Origin of the sequence: Pontibacter toksunensis (genome assembly GCF_042686245.1) — a bacterium.
In the GTDB taxonomy this organism is placed as follows: Bacteria; Bacteroidota; Bacteroidia; order Cytophagales; family Hymenobacteraceae; genus Pontibacter; species Pontibacter toksunensis.
Window position 1 is genome coordinate 275,484 of the sequence record NZ_JBHUOX010000004.1, and the last position, 23,235, is coordinate 298,718.

The window sequence follows — 23,235 nt, forward strand, 5'->3', positions numbered from 1 at the left end:
TTTTTTAGATTCTACCTTCTCTAACTCTTTTCTTATACGCCGTGTACACCAGCAAGGCCAGGGCAATCCAGACAGCTAGTAACAGGATACGCGATGCGTTTACAAAGAATATCTGGTTCTCAAGCAATTGTATGGCAGCAGGGTCTGTGGCTGCCGCCAGCTTTTCCTTTAAATCGACGTTCTTTATTTTGTTGATGATAGAACTGTTGTCCAGCACCCAGGGGCCGATCATAGCAGCACCCCAGTCGCCACCTTTCGGGGTGAACAGGGAACCAATGAACACCCACAGCAACAGCAACGGTGTTACAAATTTGATGATAAATTTGTAGAAGTTGGGTACTTTGATATCGGAACCGGAGATAATCTCTCTCCAGCCTCTATCCATACCGAACACCCAGGCAAACAGTATAGACTCGAACAGGGCGAAAACTACCAGCGACACAGTACCCGCCCAGTAATCATACTCATCGAATACGCCGTATTTAAAGAACAGCACAGTTGGCATACCGAGCAGGAACACGAACAAGCCAAATGACCAGGCTGCTGATTTGCGTCCCCAGTTAAACTCATCCTGCAGGAAACCAATCCAGGGCGTACCCATGGCCAGCGATGAAGTGATACCTGCAAAGAACAAGAGTCCGAACCACATCACACCGGACAATGCGCCCAACAGATCACCCCACTGGTAGAAGAGGTACGGCAGTGTCTGGAAGGCAAGGCCCAAACCACCCGACTGCACCATCTCTGACACCCGATCAACGCCCAGGTAACCGATAGAGATTGGAATAAGGATAGATGCACCCAAAACTACCTCCACAAACTCGTTCATCCATCCGGCAGACATCGCATTCAGGGCAATATCGTCGTTGCCCCGCACATAAGAGGCGTAGCAATGCACCGTGCCCATACCTACTGATAGGGTAAAGAAAATCTGGCCAGCCGCTGCCAGCCACACCGTAGGCGACCACAGCTCATCAAAGTTAGGTGTCCAAAGGAAGTTAAGGCCGACAGAACTATCGTTAATAGCACCGTTCTCACCGGCAGTAAGCGTAACACCCCTGAAAGCAAGAAAGAGGCCGAACAGTATAAGCATCGGCATACCTATTTTGGCAACACGCTCCACACCAGATGCAAGCCCTTGTGAGAGAATCCAAGTGTTCAGTAAAAGGCAAAGTACATAGAATACGATGGGTTCATACGGCACACCTAAAGTAGAAGTGCCCAGACTAACATACTCTCCGAAGAAGGCTGCTACCCCTTCCTGGTCCATTCCACTGAAAGTACCTATCACGGAGTGGAAAACATAAGATAATGTCCAGGACTCGATGTAGCAGTAATAGGCAGCCACCGCAATGTTTGTCCAGATACCGAACACACCCACGTATTTCCAGAGGCGGTTCTTACCCATCGTATCCACGATAAACGGGGTAGAGTGGTGCCCGTGCTTTCCTCCGAAGCGGCCCATCGACCACTCAATCCAAAGGAGGGGAATACCCATTACTAGAAAGCAAATAAGATAGGGAATAATAAAGGCGCCGCCTCCGTTCTGCACCGCCTGTACCGGAAAACGGAGGAAGTTTCCGAGACCCACGGCGTTGCCAGCCATCGCCAGGATGAGACCGACCCGTGACCCCCACGATTCTTTGTTAGCACTCATAAAGTAAGTAGAAGTGTTGGTTAGATTAGTTTTGTTAGACTAAGATTTTGCTCGTATCGGAATGAAATCAAAGGGTACAATATAGATAAAGCATCCGAGAGTGCCATTAAAAATCAGATATTTTTAATATTGCTTCAGTCAAAGCAGCAGTCTTCACCACTTCTTTAACTGAAGCCGTAGTTTACTGTGCCTGCTCCGCAACCATCTGTATGCCCTGCAGAAAAGAGTGCGGTCGGTAGCCAAGCAGGTTCTCTGCTTTGCGGATGATAAACCCGGTACGCGCAGGTCGTTTGGCAGGCTGAGAAAAGGTGCTGCCATCTGCTTTGTCTATCAGTGATTTATCGAGGGCGAAGAACTCTGCCACCTGCATCGCCATGTCGTAAGGCGTCAGCAACTCGCTTCCGGAGATGTTGAAGATGCCTTCCGCATCTTTCTCTACGGCCAGCCAACAGCCCATCGCCAGGTCCTCGGCCAGTGTAGGCGTGCGGAACTGATCGGTTACCACCTTAATGACCTTGCCTGCTTTCAGGCTGTCCCTTACCCACAGCACAATGTTAGAGCGACCATACTCATGGGCAATACCATACACCAGCACCGTTCTTAGAATAGCCCATTTGCACTTGGCCTGCTTCACAATCTGCTCTGCCTGCAGTTTACTTTCGCCATAGAAGTTGACCGGGCTTGCTTCGGCCTCCTCATCATAAGGCCCATTATTCCCGTCAAATATAAAGTCAGTAGATACGTGTACCAGGTGTACGTTATACTTCTCACAGGCATCCACCAGGTACTGCACGGCGTCACGGTTCAGGAGCAAAGCACCGTCATGGTCACTTTCGCATTGGTCCACATTGGTCATGGCAGCGGTATGGATGATGTGGGTCGGGCGAAACTCGCTTACAACACGCTCTACTTCCTCCGGCTTGGTTACATCCATGCTCCTAAAAGGAAGAGTGGGCAGCACTTCTGCCAATTTGTTCTCTCCACGGCTGGTAGCCAGCAGTTCTACGTTTTGCCTCGGCAGCAGTAGCTCTGCCAGTTTCTGGCCCAGCAGGCCATTTGAGCCTGTAATCAGTATCTTTTTCATTTGTTGCTTATTTCTCCAGTGTCTGCGTGTTATAGTCGTAGTTATACTTTCTAGCAATCTTCTTTTTCCTGACCTTCTCTACCTCCACTTTCATTTTTATGTCACTTAAGGGGCGATCACGACCGTCTTTTGGCTGCTCCGCAATTTTATCAATGACATCCAGCCCGTCTACCACCTGCCCGAAAACAGTATAAGCTTCGTCCAGCACTGGAGTTCCCTCATGGTTCTCCACAATATAAAACTGGGAGCCGCTGGACGCTCTGGATGGATTCACATTATCACCCTGGCGTGCGGCCGCCACGGCACCCCGCACATGCTTGTGGTTCGGGTTAATTTCGGCGGGAACGGTGTAGCCGGGATTACCTGTGCCATCATTCCCTGGTTCGCTGTCTTTTGTATTCGGGTCGCCGCCCTGTATCATAAAACCGTCAATGATGCGGTGGAATGTGGTGCCGTCATAATAGCCTTCTTTGGCAAGTTTCAGAAAGTTTTCCTTGTGTTTGGGAGTATCATCAAACAGCACCAGCTTTATCTCGCCCTGCGGTGTTTGTATTGTCACCAGTTGGTCTTTCCCTTTTGGCTTCTGGGCCAGCACAACGGCAGGCAAAAGCAGCATCATCACGGCCACTAAGGCTATACTTTTTAGCAGTTTCATCTCTTTATAAATGGGTTAAGCTTCTCTATTTTTACCTGAATACAGTTAACAGTTTCTCAAAATTAAGTCTTTTTCGCTCTCCTTTACATTTTTCAAGCATTTTATACCTCCTGCAAGTGCCATACTTCGAGCAGGCAGCTTATGTTCTACAGGATTTACCATATTGCAACTTCGTTAGTTCTTCAACATGTTCTACTTCGTTTCTATATAAGAGAAGGTCATACATAAAAAGCATACACAACAGCAGGAAGTACAACTCCAATCAGTTCTGCGTCCTTAACAAGAAAGATACTATTTGTTTTATCATACAAATTACTTCTTAAGCCCCATCGGAAAGGCATGAATTAAACATATCGTTTTTATAATTGTACTAATAAGGGCAAAGGCACCTATTCCTTTAAAATCAGGTAAAAAATGGGTAATTTTAGCAATACTGACTAATCAACCTAACCTACCTGATGAAGAAAATTATACTATTTACAGTACTTTCCTTAATTTCTTGTAGTACCCTGCTGGAACAGGAAGAACGCACCTACTCCATTGATGAACAAATTGATACCGCTGTTGCCCCTACCGCTGAATTCATCTCTGATATTATCTTCTATGAAGTAACCATCGGGGGAAATCCAATTCCGCTTATCCTCGTCTGGCTGCTGGCCGGGGCCATCTTTTTCACCTTTTACCTGGGGTTTATCAACATCAGAGGCTTCAGGCATGCTATAGATATTGTATGTGGGAAATACAACCAACCAGACGCATCGGGTGAGGTGTCGCATTTCCAGGCGCTGACAGCTGCTGTGTCCGGCACGGTGGGCCTGGGTAATATAGCGGGGGTTGCTATTGCCATTTCCCTGGGTGGCCCCGGCGCTACCTTCTGGATGATAATGGCAGGCTTGCTGGGCATGTCGTCTAAATTTGTGTCCTGCACGCTGGGCGTAAAGTACCGCGATGTACATGCAGACGGCACCGTATCTGGTGGACCAATGCATTACCTGAGCAAGGGACTGAAGGAAAAGGGCATGGGCAAGCTCGGTAAATTCCTGGCTGCCTTCTTTGCGCTCATGTGTATCGGGGGCGCTTTTGGGGCCGGTAACATGTTCCAGATCAACCAGGCAACCCAGCAGTTCATTAGCGTAACAGGTGGCGAAGCGTCTTTCTTTGCAGCCGGAAATGCCTGGATATTTGGCCTGATTATGTCGGTGCTGGTGGGGCTTGTGATTATAGGCGGCATGAAAAGTATTGCGCAGGTAACAGAAAAGGTGGTGCCACTGATGTGCGGTATCTACATTATTGCCGCTATCATCGTGTTGGTAGTCAATTTTACCCGGATACCGGAAGCATTTGTACTGATTTTTGAAGGTGCCTTTACGAGCAGCGCTGTAGCCGGCGGTGTTGTTGGGGTGATGATACAGGGCTTAAGAAGAGGCCTTTTCTCGAACGAGGCCGGTATTGGCTCTGCCTCTATTGCACACTCGGCCGTTAAGACAAACGTGCCGGTTACAGAGGGATTTGTTGCTTCGCTGGAGCCATTTATAGATACTGTGATTGTGTGCACCATGACAGCCCTGGTAATTGTGGTAACTGGTGCCTATGATATGGACTTGGGTGACGGAATCGCCCTGACCTCGGCTTCATTTGCCACAGTTATCAGTTGGTTTCCGCTGGTGCTGGCAGGTGCCGTTATTCTGTTTGCCTTTTCTACCATGATCACCTGGTCCTACTATGGACTGAAATCCTGGACATACCTTTTCGGCAACACCCGGGCATCTGACATTAGCTTTAAAATTATCTTTTGCCTCTTTATCATACTGGGTGCTCCTATGCAGTTGGGCAGTGTAGTAGCTTTCTCCGATGCCATGCTTTTTGCCATGAGTATACCCAATATGGTAGGGCTATACATACTGGCACCAGGCGTGAAACGTGAGATGCAGGCATTTTTGAGCTACGCCCGGTCATCTAAAAACACACCGCTGACTGAGGATGCAGTAGAAGCAGCACAGGCTTAGTGTTTTGGACAAAAGATAGCTTTAAGTTAAAAGAGTACTAACTGCTTACTCCCTCTGTACTTTTAGAATAAAGCCTCTCATTTTGTCATCCTGAAAGGATCTTGTTGGCCAGTCGCATCAGCTTACCCCCCTTCTATCAAGAACTTTTCAGGATGACAAGCATGAATGCTATGACCTCTATGGGAAAGTATGTGACCGAGAAGAGCCGCTTCAGTTAGACTGAAGCGGCTCTCCTCGTTTAGTTTTTTTTGCGCGATGCCTATACTTCGCTGCGCTGGGCTTTGATGCTTTTCAGGATGGCATCGCCGCCTTGGTCCAATATTTTTCTAGCCAGCTGCTCTCCCAGCTTTTCTGCCACTTCCGTAGAACCGGAAAGTGTTTCCTGTAGCAGTGTTTGCCCGTCCAGGCTAATGAGCCCTCCGGTTATACTAATGCCCTCATCTGTTAACCTGGCCAGCGCAAAAGAAGGTATGCTACAGCCCCCCTCCATTGTTCTAAGGAAACCGCGTTCAGCCAGCAGACTGGTATGGGTATCTGCGTGGTCTAGAGCGTTCTTGATTGCCTTCTTTACTTCCGGCTCTAAGTCTCTGGCGCACTCAATCGCCACACTACCCTGTCCTGCAGCGGGAACAAACTCATCTGCCGGAAAAGTATGCACAATAAGGTTATCGTAGCCCATGCGCACTACTCCGGCATAGGCCAGCATCAGGGCATCGAACTGCTTTTCCTCCAGCTTGCGCAGGCGTGTCTGAAGGTTTCCTCTTGATTCTGCCGTGGTGACATTGGGATAATACTTCCTCAGTAAGGCTTTGCGGCGCGTGGAGGAAGTACCAATCAGGGCTTTGCTTGCACGATCCAGCTTAAAGTTCGGGTCAAAACTCAGAATAACGTCGTTTACCTCTTCGCGCTCCATAAACGCGATCAACTCCAAGTCAGCCGGAATGGTAGACTGCACATCTTTGGCGCTGTGCACAGCGATTTCCACTTTCCCTTCGCGCAGGCTTACCTCCAGCTCTTCCGTGAAGACGCCTTTGGAGCCTATCTTGTCCAGCGATTTATCCAGCACCTGGTCGCCTTTTGTACTAATGATGACCAGCTCTGTTTTGAGACCGGCAGCTTGCAGTTTTTCAGCGGCTGCCTCTGCTTGCCACAGCGCCAGTTTACTGCCGCGTGTGCCAATGCGTATGGTTTTATCTAAGGTGTTCTCTGCCATCAAATAATTTATACTATCAGTTGCTGAACAAATTATCAGTAATAATCAATTAACAAATAACCACTAACTCTTACGCAGATAACCTGCTATCTGAATAGAGCTGTCTACAAAAACCATCTTCGGGTTTGCATTTCGCTCAATATGGTAGTGCGCCTGGTTCAGCTCTTCTGCCAACTGCCCGGCATTGGCCTCCGTTATCACTTTTGAAAATTTCTGCACAAAATCCAGCTCTGCGGGTGGCAGAAACGAGATGAGGGAACCGTCCACACCAAACAGCATTACCTTCCGGAACAGGTTGAGCGCATAGAGCAGAAAGTTCTTCTGGTTCTCCCTACCTAGTGTCTGAAACCTGTCGCTCATGTCAATGAGTTCCCCAAACTTATAGCTATAGCAGTGGCGCATCCATTCGGTAAAGAACATAAAGTAGTCGCTGCTGATTTCAGAAGTTAGTTTGGCGGCCGCATTCAGGTTTCCTTCGGCCAGCTGCGCAATCTGGTTCGCTGTTGTGTCGTCGGAGTTATACTTTTGCTGCAGGTAATCCACTACCTCCTGTTCTGTGAAGTTCCGCACCTTCATAATCTGGGTACGTGAGGTAATAGTGGCCAGCAGCTTCTCCGCCGACTGCGACACCAGCAGAAAAAGGGTTTGGGCAGGCGGCTCTTCCAGCAGCTTCAGCAGGGCATTGGCCGCAGAAGAGTGCATGAGCTCCGGCAACCAGATTACCACAATTTTATAAGCCCCCTCAAAAGCTTTCAGTGACACCAGCTTTACCAGTTGGCGGCTTTCATCTTTGGAGATGTTGCCCTGTTTATTCTCAGCACCGATATGCTGCATCCACTCGTTCAGGCCCTGGTAAGGACTAGCCAGCACAAACTCCCGCCATTCATTCATGAACTTGTTGCTCAACGCATCTTTGCTCACCGATTTAGTGGTGGTAACAGGCATCACGAAGTTAAAGTCGGGGTGCACCAGCTTGTTCATCTTCACGCAGCTGTTGCAGGTGCCGCAGGAGTCGTCAGGTTGCTTGTTCTCGCAGTTAATGTAGGTGGCATAGGCCAGCGCCAGCGCCAGATTCGCGCTTCCCTCCTGGCCCAGAAACAGCTGTGCATGCGCCACATGGTTTTGCTGCACCGACTTCAGCAACAGCTGCTTTGTTTCCTGATGACCTATGATAGTTGAAAACTGCACTTATTATTAATTATGAATTACGAATGGGGTTGAATGGCTGCATGGTAAAATTGTTTGATTGCTGTTTCTTAAAAATAACAATTTAGCCACTCAACAATCAAACAATTCAAGCCTACCTCGGGTACTGCTGTGTTTGCTCAAATACACTGTATAGTATGGCTTTCTCCGTCTCGTCGAATGGAATATCCCGGCGCTCCATTACTTTGGCAGCTACTTCAAAGGCTTTGGTGAGTTGGTAAGTCTCAAATCCTGCGGCACCGCCCCAACTGAACGAAGGAATGAAAGTACGGGGAAACCCGGCTCCGAAAATATTGGCACTCACGCCCACCACTGTTCCGGTGTTGAACATCGTATTGATTCCCGCTTTGCTGTGGTCGCCCATAATCAGGCCGCAAAACTGCTGCCCTGTCCCTTTAAATTCGCCTTTGGCGTAGTTCCAAAGTTTTACTTCCGCATAATTGTTCTTTAGGTTCGAGGTGTTGGTATCGGCACCCAGGTTGCACCACTCTCCTATTACAGAGTTTCCCAGGAAGCCCTCATGCCCTTTGTTACTATAGCCCAGAATAACAGAAGCACTCACCTCTCCGCCCACTTTACAGAAAGGACCAACTGTTACATCGCCGCGCATCTTGCCGCCCATATTCACATTGCTACCCTCACACAAGGCAAACGGCCCTCTAATCACGGCACCTTCATGTACCTGAGCATCTTTACCGATGTAGATAGGGCCGTTTTCTGCGTTGAGCACAGCCGCGCGTATTTTCACGCCTTCCTCTATGAAGATATTCTCTTCCCCATAAACTATCGTGTGCCTGTCATTCACGGGCTGGCTCTGCCTGTCTTGTGTGAGCACCTTAAAGTCGCTGCGAATCTGCTGGCCGTTGTTTAGAAAAATATCCCAGACATTTTTGATAATGGTGCAAGTATCGCACTCCTGCCTCCTGGAAGCAGGTTGAGAGAGAAGTTCTTCTATGGTATGCATCTCCAGGTTGTCGCCGTTAAGCGCAACAAGTGTGTCTCCATGATACAGGGCCTCCCCCATCTTCAGTTCCCGGACTGACTGTAGCAGACTTTCATTTGGGCAAGCGGCACCGTTGATGTACAAGTTGTGCGTACCAAAAAACGCCTTAAACTTCTCCTGCAGGTATGGCTGCGCCAGGCACGAAACAGCCTCGCCCATATAGGTGTTCCATTTTTCGGCAATGGTGAGTATACCAACCCTAATCCCAGCCACTGGCCTTGTAAAAGTGAGGGGCAGCAGGTTTTCCCGTATGGCAGGGTCGTCGAAAAGAATAATGTTCATAAGGGCAAAAATAAAGAAGTCTTCCCGATATTTTCAGGAAGACTTCTTTTTTGAAACGTTTTAACCGGAATTAACCGCTTATTTCTTTTGGTAACGCTGCTTGAACTTGTCGATACGACCTGCAGTATCCACAAACAGGTTTTTACCAGTGTAGAATGGATGTGAAGCAGAAGAAACCTCGACCTTGATAACCGGATATTCTTTGCCGTCTTCCATGGTGATGGTTTCATCAGAAGTCATGGTAGAGCGAGTGATGATTTTGTAGTCGCTGGACGTGTCCTGGAAAACCACCTCTCTGTATTCTGGATGAATGCCTTTTTTCATTATTATAAACGTTAATTAACCTTAATTCTCTATCGGACTGCAAATTTACAAATTAATCCGGAAAGAAAAATGCTACCACTAAATTATTTTGCATGTAATATAACTTAAGGGCTAAGGTAAATTCTTCTTAAATTTGCCTTAGCATCCGCTTCCGATGGCAAAAAACCATAATTCTGACACCATGGCACCACAACTACAAGAACAGAACCTGATACTGGACAAGGCACAGATTGAGCAGAAAGTAATGCGCATTGCCTACCAGATATACGAAAAGAACTTTGAGGAGCGGGAACTGGTACTGGCGGGTATTCATGAGAACGGCTATACCCTTGCGCAGATGCTGGCTGCAAAGCTGCAGGCTATTTCTCCCATACAGGTGCAGTTACTCTCCATCACACTGAATAAAACGGCTCCACTGAATGAACCTATTATTCTGGAGCCGGAGCAGCCTACGCTATCAGGAAAAGTGATTGTGCTGGTGGATGATGTACTAAACACAGGTAAAACACTGGCCTATACCCTGAACACGTTCCTAGCGCATAACCCAAAGAAGGTGGAAATTGCAACCCTCGTAGACCGCCACCACCCGCTCTACCCTGTTGCCGCCACCTATACCGGCTACTCCCTGGCCACTACCATGAACGAGCACATCATGGTATACCTGAACGAGGAGAAGTATGGGGCGTATCTGCATTAACTACAGCTATATCTGTTGAGCATACTTCCACCTCATACTCATGACAGCAAACGACAAGGCATTTCTGAAAACATGGAGCAAGACTAGGCAAAAAGGCAGAAATATCTTCCTGATGAAAGGCGCCATTTTAGGAATAGTTACGGCTACACTTTCTGAGTTGTTTATCTACCATGAGTTGGCTTTTGCTAAAGGACTTACTGAAGTACTTATCTCCTATCGCTTTTTATTGAGAATTACTGTCTACACATTGGCTGCCAGCTTATACTTTTAGTATATGTGGAATTCAAATTGTAAAAGTTATAGCGCTCTAAGCGAAGTAAACGACCTTTAAGAAGTTCTCAAAATTTTATACTATGAAGCAACTCTGTTTTGCCACTAACAACAAACATAAACTTGCCGAGGTGAGCCAAATGCTGGAGGGTAAGTATGCATTACTGAGCCTGCAGGACATTGGCTGCCACGAAGAACTGCCGGAAGAGCAGGACACGCTGGAAGGCAACTCGCGGCAAAAAGCAGAGTATGTGTGGCAGCACTATAACGTGAGTTGTTTTGCCGACGATACCGGCCTGGAAGTAGAGGCCTTAGACGGTGCCCCAGGCGTATACTCTGCCCGCTATGCCGGTCCGCAACGCTCCGACAGCGATAACATCAGGCAACTGCTGCAGAACCTGGAGCCGCACGATAACCGTAAGGCCCGCTTCCGTACCTCCATAACCCTCATACTGGATGGGGAGGAGCACCAGTTTGAAGGCATAGTAGACGGCACCATCAGCAAGGAGTGGAAAGGAAACAAAGGCTTCGGCTATGACCCCGTTTTTGTGCCAGACGGATACGACCGCACTTTCGCTGAAATGAGCTCCGAAGAGAAAAATGCTATCAGCCATCGCGGACGGGCAGTACAACGGCTGGTCACTTTCCTGAAAGCACTCTAAATCATTATGTTTAAAAAAGTGAGAAGGCAGTGGTCTTGTTCTGCTTTATGTCGTAATTTTGTAGCCTGAAACCATAGCTTCCTATGCAAAAGCCATTTATTGTCGGGATTACAGGAGGTAGTGCTTCAGGAAAAACGACTTTTTTGAACAAGCTACTCACGTCGTTCTCACCGGAAAACGTTTGCCTCGTCTCTCAGGACAACTATTACAAATCACGCGAGTTCCAGACGAAGGACCTGAACGGAGTTGTCAACTTCGACCTTCCCTCCTGCATCGACCATGAAGCCTATGCGCATGACATCCTGAAACTGAGCCAGGGAGAGACTGTTTACCGCACCGAGTATACCTTTAACAATCCGAACGTAGTGCCGAAACAGCTGGAGTTCAAGCCAGCTCCGATTGTGGTAGTGGAAGGCATCTTTGTGTTTTATTTTGAGGATATCGCCAGCCTGCTGGACCTAAAAGTATACATCGACGCAAAAGAATACATCAAACTGCAGCGCCGCATCGTGCGCGACCGCATTGAGCGGGGTTACGACCTGGAAGACGTGCTGTACCGCTACACGCACCATGTGGCCCCAACTTACGAAAAGTACATTAAGCCGTATAAAAACGACGCCGACATCGTTATCCCGAACAACAGCCATTTTGAGAGAGGACTGGAGGTGCTTACCACATTCTTAAACACTAAAATAAAAGCATGAGGCACAAGTTTGCTGTAATCGGACTGGGCATATTCGGAAACTCCATTGCCCGCACTCTGGCAGAGCGTGGGGCCGAGGTAATTGCCATCGACTACTCAGAGGACCATGTAGAGGCCATAAAAGATGAGGTAGCCTATGCCGTTGCATTCGATGCCACCGATATCCGCGCCTTGGAGGCACAGAACATCCAGGACATGGATGCTGTGATTGTGGCCATTGGCGAAGATTTTGAGGCTGTGCTGATTACAACGGCGAACCTGCAGGAGCTGAACGTGAAGCGTGTGATTACGCGTGCCTCCAACAAGCAGCAGCGCCGCATCCTGGAGAAGATGGGGGTGCAGGAGATTCTGTCACCGGAGGGTGAAGTAGGTAAAACTGTGGCAGAGCGCCTGCTGCAGCCCAGCATCCGTACGTTCCTGCCCCTGCCCGATAATTATGAGATTGTGGAGATTAACGCGCCTCGTAATATCGCCAACCGCAGCATCGCCAAGATATCGCTCCGGGAAAAGTATAACCTCAACCTGATAACCATCAAGCGCTTTTTCGAGGAAATTCAAGACGGTAAGCCTACGCAGGTAGAGCATATCATCGGTGTGCCAAAGGCCGACACCATTATCTATCCCTCAGATATTCTGATTCTTATAGGTAAAAAGCATGACGTAAAGCGATTTATCGATATAAACCGCTAAGGATTTCCTTTTTAAAAGAAAAAGGCATTACATTTGTAAGCAACACAGTACAAATGCCGAACGCCAAAAAGATATCTTACCACTTTAAGCATCTTCTGATGTCTGTAACCCTGCTGTGGGCGCTTATGCTCAACGGCCAGGAAGTGGTAGCCTATACCTCGGCGGTAAACGGCCCGGCACAGCAGTCAGATTCTAAACTGGCTACTGTTCCTGCTTCAGAGAACAGAACAGAGGTAAAACAGAAGGTGTCGCTGGAGGCGACCACTTCGTTTGTGGCGCTAAACCTGCAGCAGGCCGCTGTGCCGCTGCCGCAGCAGCCATCCTTTGCCAAACCAACGGACGAACTTTTACCGGCTTACACGACTATACCTCCGGGTATTGGCTTTGTATCTCGTATTTTCCCTATCACCATTCAGCCTAACGCCCCTTAGGCCACCCCTCCCCTTCGTTTTTTATTCCCTTTGCTAATTTCCGGTCATTCGGCAGGCTAATAACTATAGCCTACGGAACGCATCAGCCGCTTTTTATAGTTGCCTATAAAAAGGAGAGGGGAAACTTGATAGTATTCAAACAAATTCAATTATATCTATTCTATTATTAATTAAAAATGCGGAATAAAACGTTCATTATTGTTCTGACAGTAATTGTATCGGCGCTCTGCCTTTACTACCTGTCTTTCTCTTTTATTGCCCGCAGTGTGCAAAACAAGGCTGAGCTATATGCCACAGATGCACAAGGCAATGTAAACCCTGTAAGAATGCAGAGCTACCTCGATTCTGTATCCGGACAGCCCATCTTTATGGGAATGACCTATCAGGAAATCAAAGAGAACGAGCTTGGTCTTGGCCTTGACCTGAAAGGCGGTATGCACGTGGTGCTGGAGGTGTCTCCTGTGGAGATCATCCGTTCCATGTCTGGCAACAGCAAAGACCCTAACTTCCTGAAGGCGCTGGCCCGTGCACAGGAACTGCAGAAAAACAGCCAGGAACCCTTTACAAGGCTCTTTGCTGAGGCTTACCGCGAGATTGAGCCGGAAGGCCGCCTGAGCCGTATCTTCTCTAACACAGCAAACCGTGGCAAAATCAGCTACGAGTCTACGAATGAGGAGGTAATTGATGTCATCGAAACAGAAGTAGAAGACGCCATTGACCGCTCTTTCAACATCCTGCGCACGCGTATCGACAGATTCGGTGTAACACAGCCAAACATCCAGCGCCTGGAAGGTACCGGCCGTATTCAGATTGAGTTACCAGGTATCGACAACCCAGACCGCGTACGCAACCTGTTGCAGGGTATGGCGAACCTGGAGTTCTGGGAAGTATGGTCTCCGCAGGAGTTCAGCCCTTACTTTGTTCAGTTGGGCCAGTACCTGGATGCGCAACAGAAAGCAGGTAAGCTAAATATTGCTACTAATAACAATGCTGCTCCTACGAATGCCGCTGGCAATGCAGCGGTTGTACAGGATGCTGCTGCGGATGATGTACTGGCACAGGCTGCTGTTACTGATTCTGCTGCCACTCCAGATTCTACTGCCATCGCTTCTGCACAGACAGACTCTGCTGCTGCCACTTCAACGCTTGACTCACTGGCTAACGCGCAGCAGAACAGTGTGCTAACCAGTTTGTTTACACAAATGCCAAGCGGCATCGGTGCTAACGTACGGGATACTGCTAAGATCAACGACATCTTCAACAGCACTGAAGTACGTGGTATTTTCCCTCCTAACATGAAGTTCCTTTGGGGTGTAAAGCCAATTGCAGGTGACAACAACCAGCAGTTCGTAGAATTCTATGCTATTAAAAAAGGACGTGGTGGCGAGGCTCCATTAACTGGCGAGGCTGTTAACGATGCCCGTCAGGACTTCGACCAGACAGGTCGCCCTGAAATCAGCATGACCATGAACCCTACGGGTGCCAAGAAGTGGGCGCGACTGACAGGAGAAAACGTAGGCCGCCAAGTAGCTATCGTACTCGATGACTATGTATACTCTGCACCGGTAGTACAGGGTGAGATCACGGGCGGTAGTTCCTCTATCTCCGGTAACTTTACTGTAGAAGAAGCACAGGACTTAGCAAACATCCTGAAGGCCGGTAAAATGCCAGCTCCAACACGCATCGTGGAAGAAGCCGTAGTAGGTCCTTCTCTTGGCCAGGAAGCTATCAACCAAGGCTTGATTTCTACCCTTGCTGGTTTCGCTATCGTGGTTATCTTCATGATTGCTTACTACAGCCGTGGGGGTTTCATTGCTGACTTAGCTCTTCTTTTCAACGTGTTCTTCATCCTGGGTGTGCTGGCACAGTTCAATGCTGCCCTTACACTGCCTGGTATTGCCGGTATTGTACTTACATTGGGTATGGCTGTGGATGCGAACGTACTAATATTTGAGCGTATGCGGGAAGAGTCCCTGAAGGGGCTGCCGATGCGTGAGATCATTAACAAAGGGTATGATAAGGCATTCAGTACTATCTTGGATGCGAACGTTACAACTTTCCTGGTAGGATTTATCCTTTACTTCTTCGGTTCCGGTCCTGTGAAAGGCTTCGCTATTACCCTGATGATTGGTATCGTGACTTCCTTCTTTACATCAGTGTTTATTTCAAGAGTATTTGTTGAGAACGCCTTCAAGAGAGGTGGCAAATTATCTTTCTCGACCTTTATCTCTGGTAAGATGTTCAGAAACATCACATTCGATGTAATGAAGTACAGAAAGCCAGCGTATGCCTTCTCGATTGGCATCTTGGTGTTTGGCTTTGTTGCGATGTACATTAACGGCGGTCCTAACCTGGGTGTTGACTTCAAAGGTGGTCGTTCTTATGTAGTAGAGTTGGATCAGGCTGTTCCGGCATCTGATGTACGCACTGCGCTGGCCGATGATTTCCAGGAAGCAGGCACGGAGGTGAAGACATATGACACCCCTAACCGTTTAAAAGTTACGACGAGCTGGTTGGCAGATGATGAAAGCATAGAAGCAGACGAGCAGGTAAAAGCAGCCCTGTTGAGCGGTTTAGAGGAATACAACAACCTGAACCCAGAAATTTTGAGCTCTTCTAAGGTAGGTGCCACGATTGCAGACGATATCCAGAACACTGCTTTAATCGCGATGTTACTGGCGCTGCTTGGTATCTTCCTGTACGTAATGCTTCGATTCAGAAAGTGGCAGTTCTCTTTAGGTGGTGTAATCGCTTTGCTGCACGATGCCCTGATGATTATCGCTGTGTTCTCTATCCTGGACCTGTTCGGCATCTCTTATGAGATAGACCAGGTGTTTATTGCAGCGGTTCTGACCATCATTGGTTTCTCTATTAACGATACCGTGGTAATCTTTGACCGTGTGCGTGAGTACATGCAGGATAATCCGCGTGCCCGGGTAAGAGACATCGTGAACCCAGCCCTGATTAGTACCTTCAGCCGTACTATCATTACTTCCCTGACATTGTTCCTGGTGGTTGTGATTCTGTTCTTCTTTGGTGGCGAAGTTCTTCGTGGCTTCTCACTGGCAATGATCATCGGTGTGCTGGCCGGTACTTATTCTTCCCTGTTTATCGCTACACCAATTGTAGTGGATACTATCAAGGAAGAAGATACACCTGTCGCTTCTGCACAGGTTGCACAGACAGCACGCTAAGCATTAAGATTCATATAAAACAGGAAAGCCCGGAGCAAGTGCTCCGGGCTTTCCTGTTTTATATCCATATCCTGAATCCATTTGGTATGATTGAAGAACTCATAGAAAGAGGTGCCGCCAGTGCCGAGCCTGCACTAGCAGAACACACTACATCTTATCAAACTTAAGAATAAAAGAAGAAGCCAGCCCTCTTGAGGGCTGGCTTCTTCTTTTATTCCTTGGTATAATATCTTCTACTTAAATAGTTATGCCATCAGCAACTACTTCTTTCACCTCAGGCACCATACGCTTCAGCAGGTTCTCAATACCAGATTTTAGAGTAACAGTTGCAGATGGGCAGCCACTGCATGAACCTTGCAAGAACACCGTTACGACGCCATCGTGGTAAGACTTGAAGGTGATGTTACCGCCGTCCTGCTCCACAGCCGGCCTTACATAGTTCTCCAACAGGTCAATCACTTTTTTAGAGATTGCTGCGTCTTCTTCTGATGCCTCACCATTAGTGGCAGTAGTCTCTGGTTTAGCAGCTGAAAAGCCTTCGTTAAACGCTGGTCCGCCAGCCTCGATATATGACTTAAGGAAAGTGCGCAGTTCCGGAATCAGCTTCACCCACTCCAGGTCAGTACCCTTCGTCACTGTCACAAAGTTGCTTGCAATGAAAACTCGTGATACGTAGTCAAAGTTGAAAAGCTCCTGCGCCAGCGGCGACTCCAAAGCGCTCTCCAAAGTAGGATAATCCACGCTCTGACCATCCGGCAGCAGTTGCACGTTCATCACAAACTTCATTGACTCCGGGTTCGGGTTGGCCTCTGCGTAGACAGAAACCACTTTTTCTTTATTTTCTATCATGATATTTCTCTGTGTTATAGTAGTAAAACCTAAGGCTATACCTTTAAGTTTCCAAAATTAGTCAATATTTCTGAGAAGTAGTACAGCCGTAGGTGTTGCCAGAACCCTTATCAACATCATACAGCCACCGCAGTCCTTACCAATATTGGGAGCAACAGCTCACATTGGATTTTACAACAGCCTGCTTTACTGCTTTAGAGGACTTTATACAAGGAGTAAATCTGACGCATCCTGCATTTACGGCAAGGTAGACATAACAGCATAATACAATTTTTAAGTAAAATATCTTTACGTATAAAAGCTTGCTTGCAGGAAAAATTCCGATGAAAAAGCTGGTTTTATACGTAAATTTCTCCTGTTTTCTCACTTCCTTATTCTCTCCCGGTCTTTTCCCAGTACTATTCGTATAGTAACTAAATCTAAAATTTAAGCAAACGCTAGTAAGAACAATAAGTAAATATTATGGAAAGAGAAGAAAGCAGAACAGAAGAATCACATAATAAGAAAGCTGATGCTGATACCCAGCACAGCACAAACTCAGCAGCGAGATCCCCGGATGGAGAGCGTACCGCCGATGCTTCTGATGTAGTGAAAGACGAAAACATACCGGTAGTTTACATCGATACGACACCGGATATACCAATAAAATAATCAAACCTCTTTGTAATGCGCTTCAGGCACGGGTAAGCCAGTTTTTTGAAGCCTTGTTTTACCCTTGCCTGAAGCGTATCTTATCAGCCCCACAAAAAGCTTTTCAATTTTATCAGTTACTCTATAAAGCAAAAACAACTGCGAACAAGTCTCGGCAGGAGCCTCCGGTGGGTAGTTTTGATTAGCTAATTACCTCAGAAAACGTATCTTTGCACCGCAAGCAAATTTGAACTGACGTACCACCGCATTTTCTAAACATGCTATTTAACTTCATTCTGCTGGCGCAGGCCCAGCATGCGCTTCCAGTCTTCCTTATTATACCTTTCCTGCTTCTCATTGGCATGATTGCCGCCGGCCCGATTTTCTTCGGACACTTCTGGGAACACAATTACAAAATTGTAGCCGTAACACTTGGCTTAACTGTGCTGGCATATTACCTCGTTGTTTTGCAGGATTATCACATGCCGGCGCATACGCTGGCAGAATATGCTTCTTTTGCCATTCTGCTTTCCTCACTGTACATTGCTGCCGGTGGTATATACATTAACATTAACGCTAATGCCACACCGCTTATGAATGTGGCCCTAGTTGCTGTAGGCGCTGTACTGGCGAATTTCGTAGGTACAACAGGAGCTTCCCTGCTCCTCATACGCCCGTTTATCCGCCTAAATGTGCACCGCATCAAGCCTTACCAAATTATCTTCTTTATCTTTATAGTGAGTAATGCCGGTGGCTTGCTGACACCCCTTGGCGACCCGCCTTTGTTCATTGGCTTTCTGAAAGGAGTTCCCTTCTTCTGGACGCTGCAGCACCTGTTTTTACCATGGGTTGTAGCTGTTGGTTTGCTTTGCCTTATCTTCTACATAGTGGACAGCCGCAATAAAGAAACAGCGTTCAAAGCACGCCCGGAGGTAATAGCCAAAAATGAAGAAAAGACAGAGTTTTATGTGACCGGAAAACGCAACCTCTTCTGGCTGGCCATTATCATCGGCGCTATCTTCCTGGACCCTAACGTAATTGACGGGCTACCCTACATTCCGTATGACGGTAACAAGTTTTCCTTCCTGCGTGAGATTATACAGTTAGGCGCTGCTTTTCTTTGCTTCCGTTTCTCCAGCAAGACAGCCCTTGCTGGTAACAAGTTTAACTTTCATCCTATTCTGGAGGTGGTGTTCCTGTTCTTTGGTATCTTCTTTACCATGATGCCCGCCCTGCAACTTTCTGCCGAAATTGCTTCTGCACCGCAGTATGCCAAGTTCATTACACCTGACTTCCTTTACTGGGCCACAGGTTCTCTCTCCGGCTTCCTTGATAACGCACCAACATACGCCAACTTCCTGTCGCTGGCCATGGCCAAGTATGACATGGCCCAGAACAGCGTGGTAGAAGTAAGACAGTTCGCTACAGGCACAGGAGCCGACCCGGAAACCCTCATTCTGCTAGAGGCTATTTCGCTGGCGGCTGTACTATTTGGGGCTTTCACCTACATCGGTAACGGGCCAAACTTTATGGTGAAGGCAATTGCTGAAAGCGCAGGTATCAAGATGCCGACTTTCTTCGCTTACATTGTGCGTTATTCTATCCCGTTCCTGTTACCGGCACTTGCATTAATCTGGTTCCTGTCCATATACCTGAGCCTGTTTTAGAACCAAAAGTTATATACATAAAAACGCCACGCTGGAAACAGGGTGGCGTTTTTGCTTTAGGCCTTTTCCGGATTTATACTTATCTTCCTATACCAGGCGCTCCACATGACAAAGCTAAAGCTGCTCTTTCACTATTACAGAAGCCTCCATTCCTTTAATCTGCCCTTCTCGCTGCTGATAGGGGTAGCCTGCATTGCTGTTAGCGAAAATAAAGTAGTCGGCATAATAAACGGCTTTAGCCTGTGCCTGGTGACGGGCGGTTTCTTACTGGCTTTGTACCTGTTTGAGCAGCGCCATAGCCAGCAGTATTACTTTTACCACAACCAGGGACTAAGCAGGCTGCACCTGGTCATAGGCACGCTGTCGGTTAACCTGCTGCTGGTTGTTCTGTTGTTCCTCCTTAAAGTTTACCTGCTGCATGGCTGAGCATACACTGGTGGTGGACAGCGTGCTGTATTCCGTCGGGGAAAGAAAGCTCCTGAGCGACATCTTCCTGCGCTGCGGCACAGGCGAAATTGTAGGGTTACTGGGCCGGAATGGCTGCGGCAAAACAACCTTACTCAAAATAATCTTCGGCACAAAACACACGGATAACAAGCACATCAGCATAGACGGGAAAGTATACCAGCAGCCCTACCTGCATACAGGTCTGCTCGCTTACCTGCCCCAGCAGGATTTCCTGCCCAATAACATCAGTTTAACCAAAACCATCAACCTATACCTTCCCCAGGAGGAGAAGCAGGACGTCCTGAAGCAGAACAAGCGGCTACAGAAACATTTTAACAAGCGTGCAGGTGAGTTGTCGAAAGGTGAGTTGCGGTATTTTGAACTGCTCCTGCTCTTGCGAATGGATGTGAAGTTCCTGCTACTCGATGAACCTTTCTCGGGCGTAGAGCCCCTGTATGTGGAGCAGATAGAGGAGCTGCTTCAAAGCCACCTGCCTACCAAAGGTTTCCTCATCACAGACCATGATTACCGGGCAGTACTGCGGGTAAGCAATCGGCTGATCCTGCTCACAGACGGTGCCTGCCGGCCCATCAGCAGCCCGGAAGAACTGATTGATTGGGGCTACATACCAGCAGGCACCGCCACGGAAAAATAACTACTATACTTTATTTGCCTGCTGGCGCATCATGAAATCTGCCAGCACAAGGGCGGCCATAGCATCGACAATGGGCACAGCACGGGGCAATACGCAGGGGTCGTGGCGGCCTTTGCCTTTCAGGGTGATGTCTTCTCCTGTATCGTTAATGGTTTGCTGCGGCTGCAGAATAGTGGCCACCGGCTTAAAGGCTACATTAAAGTAGATGTCCTGGCCATTGCTGATGCCGCCTTGTATGCCGCCTGAGTTATTGGTGCGGGTACGGACTTTTCCTGCTTCATCGGTGTAAAACTCATCGTTATGCTCGGAGCCACGCATCTTTACGCCTTCAAAACCACTGCCGTACTCAAAGCCTTTTACCGCGTTAATGCTGAGCATAGCCTTGCCTAATTCGGCATGCAGCTTGTCGAAAACAGGCTCTCCCAAACCGGCTGGCACGCCCTTTATCACGCAGCTTACCACACCGCCAATCGTGTCGAGGCTGTCTCGTGCATCCTCTATCAGGCCAATCATACGCGAGGCTGTGGCACCGTCTGGGCAGCGCACAATGTTGGAGTCAATCTGGTTCAGGTCGAGCTCTGTATAGGCCTTTTGCAGCTTTATCTTACCCACCTGCGACACGTAAGACTTTACGCTGATTCCATGCTTCTCCAGCAGTTTGGCTGCCAGCGCGCCTGCTGCCACGCGGGCTACCGTTTCACGGGCAGAGCTGCGGCCGCCGCCGCGGTAGTCGCGCGTACCGTACTTGGCGGTATAGGTATAGTCGGCATGCGACGGGCGGAAGGCATGCTGTATATGGCTGTAGTCGTGGCTGTGCTGGTCTTTGTTGTTCACTACCATGGCAATCGGGGTGCCTTGCGTCATGCCTTCAAAAATACCTGACAGCACCGTTACCTTGTCCTCCTCCTTGCGGGGTGTGGTGATAGCAGACTGTCCGGGGCGCCGGCGGTCCAATGCGTGCTGAATCTCCTCGAGGTTTACCTCCAGGCCGGCCGGGCAGCCATCTATGATAACGCCCACAGCCGCACCATGCGACTCACCAAAAGTAGTAATGCGGAAAAGCTTTCCGTATGTGTTGCTCATGTTCTATTTCTTTAGGAAAACAAAGGCTGCTATAGCAAGCAGTACCAGCAGAATAATGTTTGTGTAGCGCTTTATCGTGTCGAAAAAGTGCATATCCACCAGCGCGTTGTCTTCGTTCTCGATGATATTATAAAAAGATCCTAAATCTCTGGACAGGACCAGGGCATCGTTGCCGCGGGCACCCGTGATCTGCACCTGCAGTGAAGGCCGCAGGGTGTCATAAGAGGCTGTGGTCGGGTTGAAGTATATCCACTGCAGCACTTTGCCCATCTTATATTGCCCCGGCTCCCGTGGCAGCACAGTATAAGCAAAGGTTTTAGACCCCACCACTCTACCGGACCGCTTTGTAACATCCTGCCGCACATCAGGCGGGTAAAACTCCAGCCCAGGTGGCGCTTCCGGCACAGGCGGCATAATGGCAGCCAGGTTTCCTTCTCCGTTTACCTCGAAAAGATAAGTAAAACTTTTGTTTGCAGCCACTCTTTTCTTCGACAGGCTCTCGTTTAAGGTATAGTTGCCAACCGGCACCACATCGCGCAGCGGGTGTGGAGGCAGCTCCTTTACCGGTATCACGCGCTCCCTGGAGTAGAATATCTTATAGCCCTCCTGCCGGTCCTCTGCCAGCAAACTCGGATTTTTTGCCACCTTGTACTTGATCATCTGCAGCTTCAGTTGCGGGAAGCTGATTGGCTCCAGGTTCAGCGGGTACAGCACTGCCTCGTATAGTTTGAACCGAAGGTATGGCTCTCCTCTTACCGTCACATTCTCAGGCGTGATTTCTGTAAAATCAAACGTCTCCTCCCACACATTGGGTTGCTTTAACTGCCGTATGATGCCAGAGAGTTGGTTGGCAAAGTCATAGAAGTCGAGCAGGCGCTGATCTGTTTCTGCCAGGTAAAAGTACAGCACCACGTTTATGCCCTCTCCCACAAACACTTCTTCTTTATCGGTGTATATGGTCAGAAAGGCATTGTCATCTTTGTCAACAAACTCCGGCTCATCCGTTGCATCGGGTTCTTCATCCTCCGCAATCATGTCAGGCAGGTTCAGCTGCTGGGAGGCATTCTCTTGCATCGCCGTCACCTCAATCTCCATTCCCTTCGACTGCACCGCTTTCCCGTTCACCTGCATCGAGAAAGGCTTCAGCACATACTCCCCCTCCTCCAGCGCCGCATAGTTCTGCGTGATGGTAAGGATAGTGGTGGTTTTCCCTCCTGTAATAATTGTCTTGGTAGAAGAGTACTTGTTGCTTTTCTTAAAGCCTTCTATCTCCGGAAAGGGAGTGTATTCCTTTAGCGGCTGATCCTGCAGCTTGATGGAGATGGTATAGTACTGGTTTAGGGGCAGCGGGCTCTTGCCTAACTCCAAGCTGATCTGCTGCGCCCAGGCAGGGACAACAGAAGCAACGCAGATAAGAAACAAAAGAACAAACAGCCGCATAAACAGGTGCCGCAGGGGCATAACCAAGTTAAAATTCACAAAAAGCAAATTTAGCAATTAAAGCACTTACAGGGAAGTGTATACAAAAATACAACGCGCTAACGCCCTGCAAACCATGTACTGACAGTACAATTTATTCACCAAAAACATGAAGCTAAAGAATAATTCAGGAGAATATGACTCAGGAAAACCTGCCAGTAAGTCCTGCTTTTTCCAGGCTTTTCTTCTCTTATGGCCTCTGCGGGTAATTTTTATATAAAAATGGTAAAAGTGATGGCCCTGTAACAGGCGCTTGCTTCATACCCCCTTCTTCTTAAACTTCTTAAGAACGATGCAATCCAATACCAACCCCTCTGCCGTAGGTTGATCCACAACAGCAGGTACCGG

22 protein-coding genes are annotated in these 23,235 nt (G+C 48.3%); 12 read left to right on the forward strand and 10 right to left on the reverse strand.

Annotated elements, in window-relative coordinates:
- Positions 1 to 4: 4 nt before the first annotated feature.
- The 3 genes from ACFS7Z_RS07590 to ACFS7Z_RS07600 all read right to left on the reverse strand — a co-directional run bounded on the left by ACFS7Z_RS07590 (position 5) and on the right by ACFS7Z_RS07600 (position 3,396).
- Positions 5 to 1,657 carry a sodium-dependent transporter gene (locus ACFS7Z_RS07590; RefSeq protein ID WP_377482977.1) on the reverse strand — a complete coding sequence of 551 codons (1,653 nt, stop codon included), beginning with the start codon at positions 1,655 to 1,657 and terminating at the stop codon, positions 5 to 7.
- Positions 1,658 to 1,838: 181 nt separating this feature from the next.
- Complete coding sequence (locus tag ACFS7Z_RS07595; protein ID WP_377482979.1) at positions 1,839 to 2,741, reverse strand: SDR family oxidoreductase; 903 nt, start codon at positions 2,739 to 2,741, stop codon at positions 1,839 to 1,841.
- 7 nt (positions 2,742 to 2,748) lie between these two features.
- Positions 2,749 to 3,396, reverse strand: a complete 648-nt coding sequence (locus tag ACFS7Z_RS07600; RefSeq protein WP_377482982.1) for a peptidylprolyl isomerase — start codon at positions 3,394 to 3,396, stop codon at positions 2,749 to 2,751.
- Positions 3,397 to 3,854: 458 nt separating this feature from the next.
- On the opposite strand from ACFS7Z_RS07600, the gene ACFS7Z_RS07605 reads away from it, so the two are divergent.
- A complete protein-coding gene (locus ACFS7Z_RS07605; RefSeq protein WP_377482984.1) occupies positions 3,855 to 5,402 on the forward strand; it encodes an alanine/glycine:cation symporter family protein in 1,548 nt (515 codons plus the stop codon).
- 259 nt (positions 5,403 to 5,661) lie between these two features.
- Here the strand turns inward: ACFS7Z_RS07605 and hemC are convergent, their stop codons facing one another.
- The 4 genes from hemC to ACFS7Z_RS07625 form a co-directional block, all read right to left on the reverse strand.
- Positions 5,662 to 6,615 (reverse strand): hydroxymethylbilane synthase, encoded by a 954-nt coding sequence (gene hemC, locus ACFS7Z_RS07610; protein WP_377482986.1) that lies wholly within the window; start codon positions 6,613 to 6,615, stop codon positions 5,662 to 5,664.
- Positions 6,616 to 6,678: 63 nt separating this feature from the next.
- The gene (locus ACFS7Z_RS07615) at positions 6,679 to 7,803 is read right to left on the reverse strand and encodes a DNA polymerase III subunit (protein ID WP_377482988.1); all 1,125 of its coding nucleotides are present in this window, start codon (positions 7,801 to 7,803) and stop codon (positions 6,679 to 6,681) included.
- A 112-nt stretch (positions 7,804 to 7,915) separates the two neighbouring features.
- Entirely contained in the window at positions 7,916 to 9,106 is a 1,191-nt protein-coding gene (locus ACFS7Z_RS07620) for a GlmU family protein (protein WP_377482990.1), read from the reverse strand.
- Between the two features lie 78 nt (positions 9,107 to 9,184).
- Positions 9,185 to 9,430 carry a type B 50S ribosomal protein L31 gene (locus tag ACFS7Z_RS07625; RefSeq protein WP_115565539.1) on the reverse strand — a complete coding sequence of 82 codons (246 nt, stop codon included), beginning with the start codon at positions 9,428 to 9,430 and terminating at the stop codon, positions 9,185 to 9,187.
- Between the two features lie 181 nt (positions 9,431 to 9,611).
- On the opposite strand from ACFS7Z_RS07625, the gene ACFS7Z_RS07630 reads away from it, so the two are divergent.
- The 7 genes from ACFS7Z_RS07630 (at position 9,612) to secDF (ending at position 16,077) form a co-directional block, all read left to right on the forward strand.
- On the forward strand, positions 9,612 to 10,127 hold the full coding sequence (locus ACFS7Z_RS07630) for a phosphoribosyltransferase family protein (RefSeq protein ID WP_377482992.1): 516 nt from the start codon (positions 9,612 to 9,614) through the stop codon (positions 10,125 to 10,127).
- A gap of 40 nt (positions 10,128 to 10,167) precedes the next feature.
- Complete coding sequence (locus ACFS7Z_RS07635; RefSeq protein ID WP_377482994.1) at positions 10,168 to 10,398, forward strand: hypothetical protein; 231 nt, start codon at positions 10,168 to 10,170, stop codon at positions 10,396 to 10,398.
- An 82-nt stretch (positions 10,399 to 10,480) separates the two neighbouring features.
- A complete protein-coding gene (locus ACFS7Z_RS07640) occupies positions 10,481 to 11,059 on the forward strand; it encodes a non-canonical purine NTP diphosphatase (RefSeq protein WP_377482996.1) in 579 nt (192 codons plus the stop codon).
- 83 nt (positions 11,060 to 11,142) lie between these two features.
- Positions 11,143 to 11,763 carry a uridine kinase family protein gene (locus ACFS7Z_RS07645; RefSeq protein WP_377482998.1) on the forward strand — a complete coding sequence of 207 codons (621 nt, stop codon included), beginning with the start codon at positions 11,143 to 11,145 and terminating at the stop codon, positions 11,761 to 11,763.
- Positions 11,760 to 12,452, forward strand: a complete 693-nt coding sequence (locus ACFS7Z_RS07650; protein WP_377483000.1) for a potassium channel family protein — start codon at positions 11,760 to 11,762, stop codon at positions 12,450 to 12,452. The genes ACFS7Z_RS07645 and ACFS7Z_RS07650 overlap by 4 nt, the downstream gene beginning before the upstream one ends.
- Positions 12,453 to 12,550: 98 nt before the next feature.
- Positions 12,551 to 12,883: an RNA methyltransferase gene (locus ACFS7Z_RS07655; RefSeq protein ID WP_377483003.1), complete on the forward strand. Its 333-nt coding sequence runs from the start codon at positions 12,551 to 12,553 to the stop codon at positions 12,881 to 12,883.
- A 176-nt stretch (positions 12,884 to 13,059) separates the two neighbouring features.
- On the forward strand, positions 13,060 to 16,077 hold the full coding sequence (gene secDF / locus ACFS7Z_RS07660) for a protein translocase subunit SecDF (RefSeq protein WP_377483006.1): 3,018 nt from the start codon (positions 13,060 to 13,062) through the stop codon (positions 16,075 to 16,077).
- Between the two features lie 237 nt (positions 16,078 to 16,314).
- Here the strand turns inward: secDF and ACFS7Z_RS07665 are convergent, their stop codons facing one another.
- Positions 16,315 to 16,926 (reverse strand): NifU family protein, encoded by a 612-nt coding sequence (locus tag ACFS7Z_RS07665; RefSeq protein ID WP_377483008.1) that lies wholly within the window; start codon positions 16,924 to 16,926, stop codon positions 16,315 to 16,317.
- A 462-nt stretch (positions 16,927 to 17,388) separates the two neighbouring features.
- On the opposite strand from ACFS7Z_RS07665, the gene ACFS7Z_RS07670 reads away from it, so the two are divergent.
- The 4 genes from ACFS7Z_RS07670 (at position 17,389) to ACFS7Z_RS07685 (ending at position 20,325) form a co-directional block, all read left to right on the forward strand.
- On the forward strand, positions 17,389 to 17,577 hold the full coding sequence (locus tag ACFS7Z_RS07670; RefSeq protein WP_377483010.1) for a hypothetical protein: 189 nt from the start codon (positions 17,389 to 17,391) through the stop codon (positions 17,575 to 17,577).
- 257 nt (positions 17,578 to 17,834) lie between these two features.
- The gene (locus ACFS7Z_RS07675; protein WP_377483012.1) at positions 17,835 to 19,223 is read left to right on the forward strand and encodes a sodium:proton antiporter; all 1,389 of its coding nucleotides are present in this window, start codon (positions 17,835 to 17,837) and stop codon (positions 19,221 to 19,223) included.
- A gap of 105 nt (positions 19,224 to 19,328) precedes the next feature.
- Positions 19,329 to 19,649, forward strand: coding sequence for a hypothetical protein (locus tag ACFS7Z_RS07680; RefSeq protein ID WP_377483014.1), 321 nt, complete (start codon positions 19,329 to 19,331; stop codon positions 19,647 to 19,649).
- Positions 19,642 to 20,325 carry an ATP-binding cassette domain-containing protein gene (locus ACFS7Z_RS07685; RefSeq protein WP_377483016.1) on the forward strand — a complete coding sequence of 228 codons (684 nt, stop codon included), beginning with the start codon at positions 19,642 to 19,644 and terminating at the stop codon, positions 20,323 to 20,325. The genes ACFS7Z_RS07680 and ACFS7Z_RS07685 overlap by 8 nt, the downstream gene beginning before the upstream one ends.
- A gap of 3 nt (positions 20,326 to 20,328) precedes the next feature.
- Here the strand turns inward: ACFS7Z_RS07685 and aroC are convergent, their stop codons facing one another.
- Entirely contained in the window at positions 20,329 to 21,408 is a 1,080-nt protein-coding gene (gene aroC / locus ACFS7Z_RS07690; protein ID WP_377483018.1) for a chorismate synthase, read from the reverse strand.
- A 3-nt stretch (positions 21,409 to 21,411) separates the two neighbouring features.
- On the reverse strand, positions 21,412 to 22,869 hold the full coding sequence (locus ACFS7Z_RS07695; RefSeq protein ID WP_377483020.1) for a BatD family protein: 1,458 nt from the start codon (positions 22,867 to 22,869) through the stop codon (positions 21,412 to 21,414).
- Positions 22,870 to 23,235: the final 366 nt, after the last annotated feature.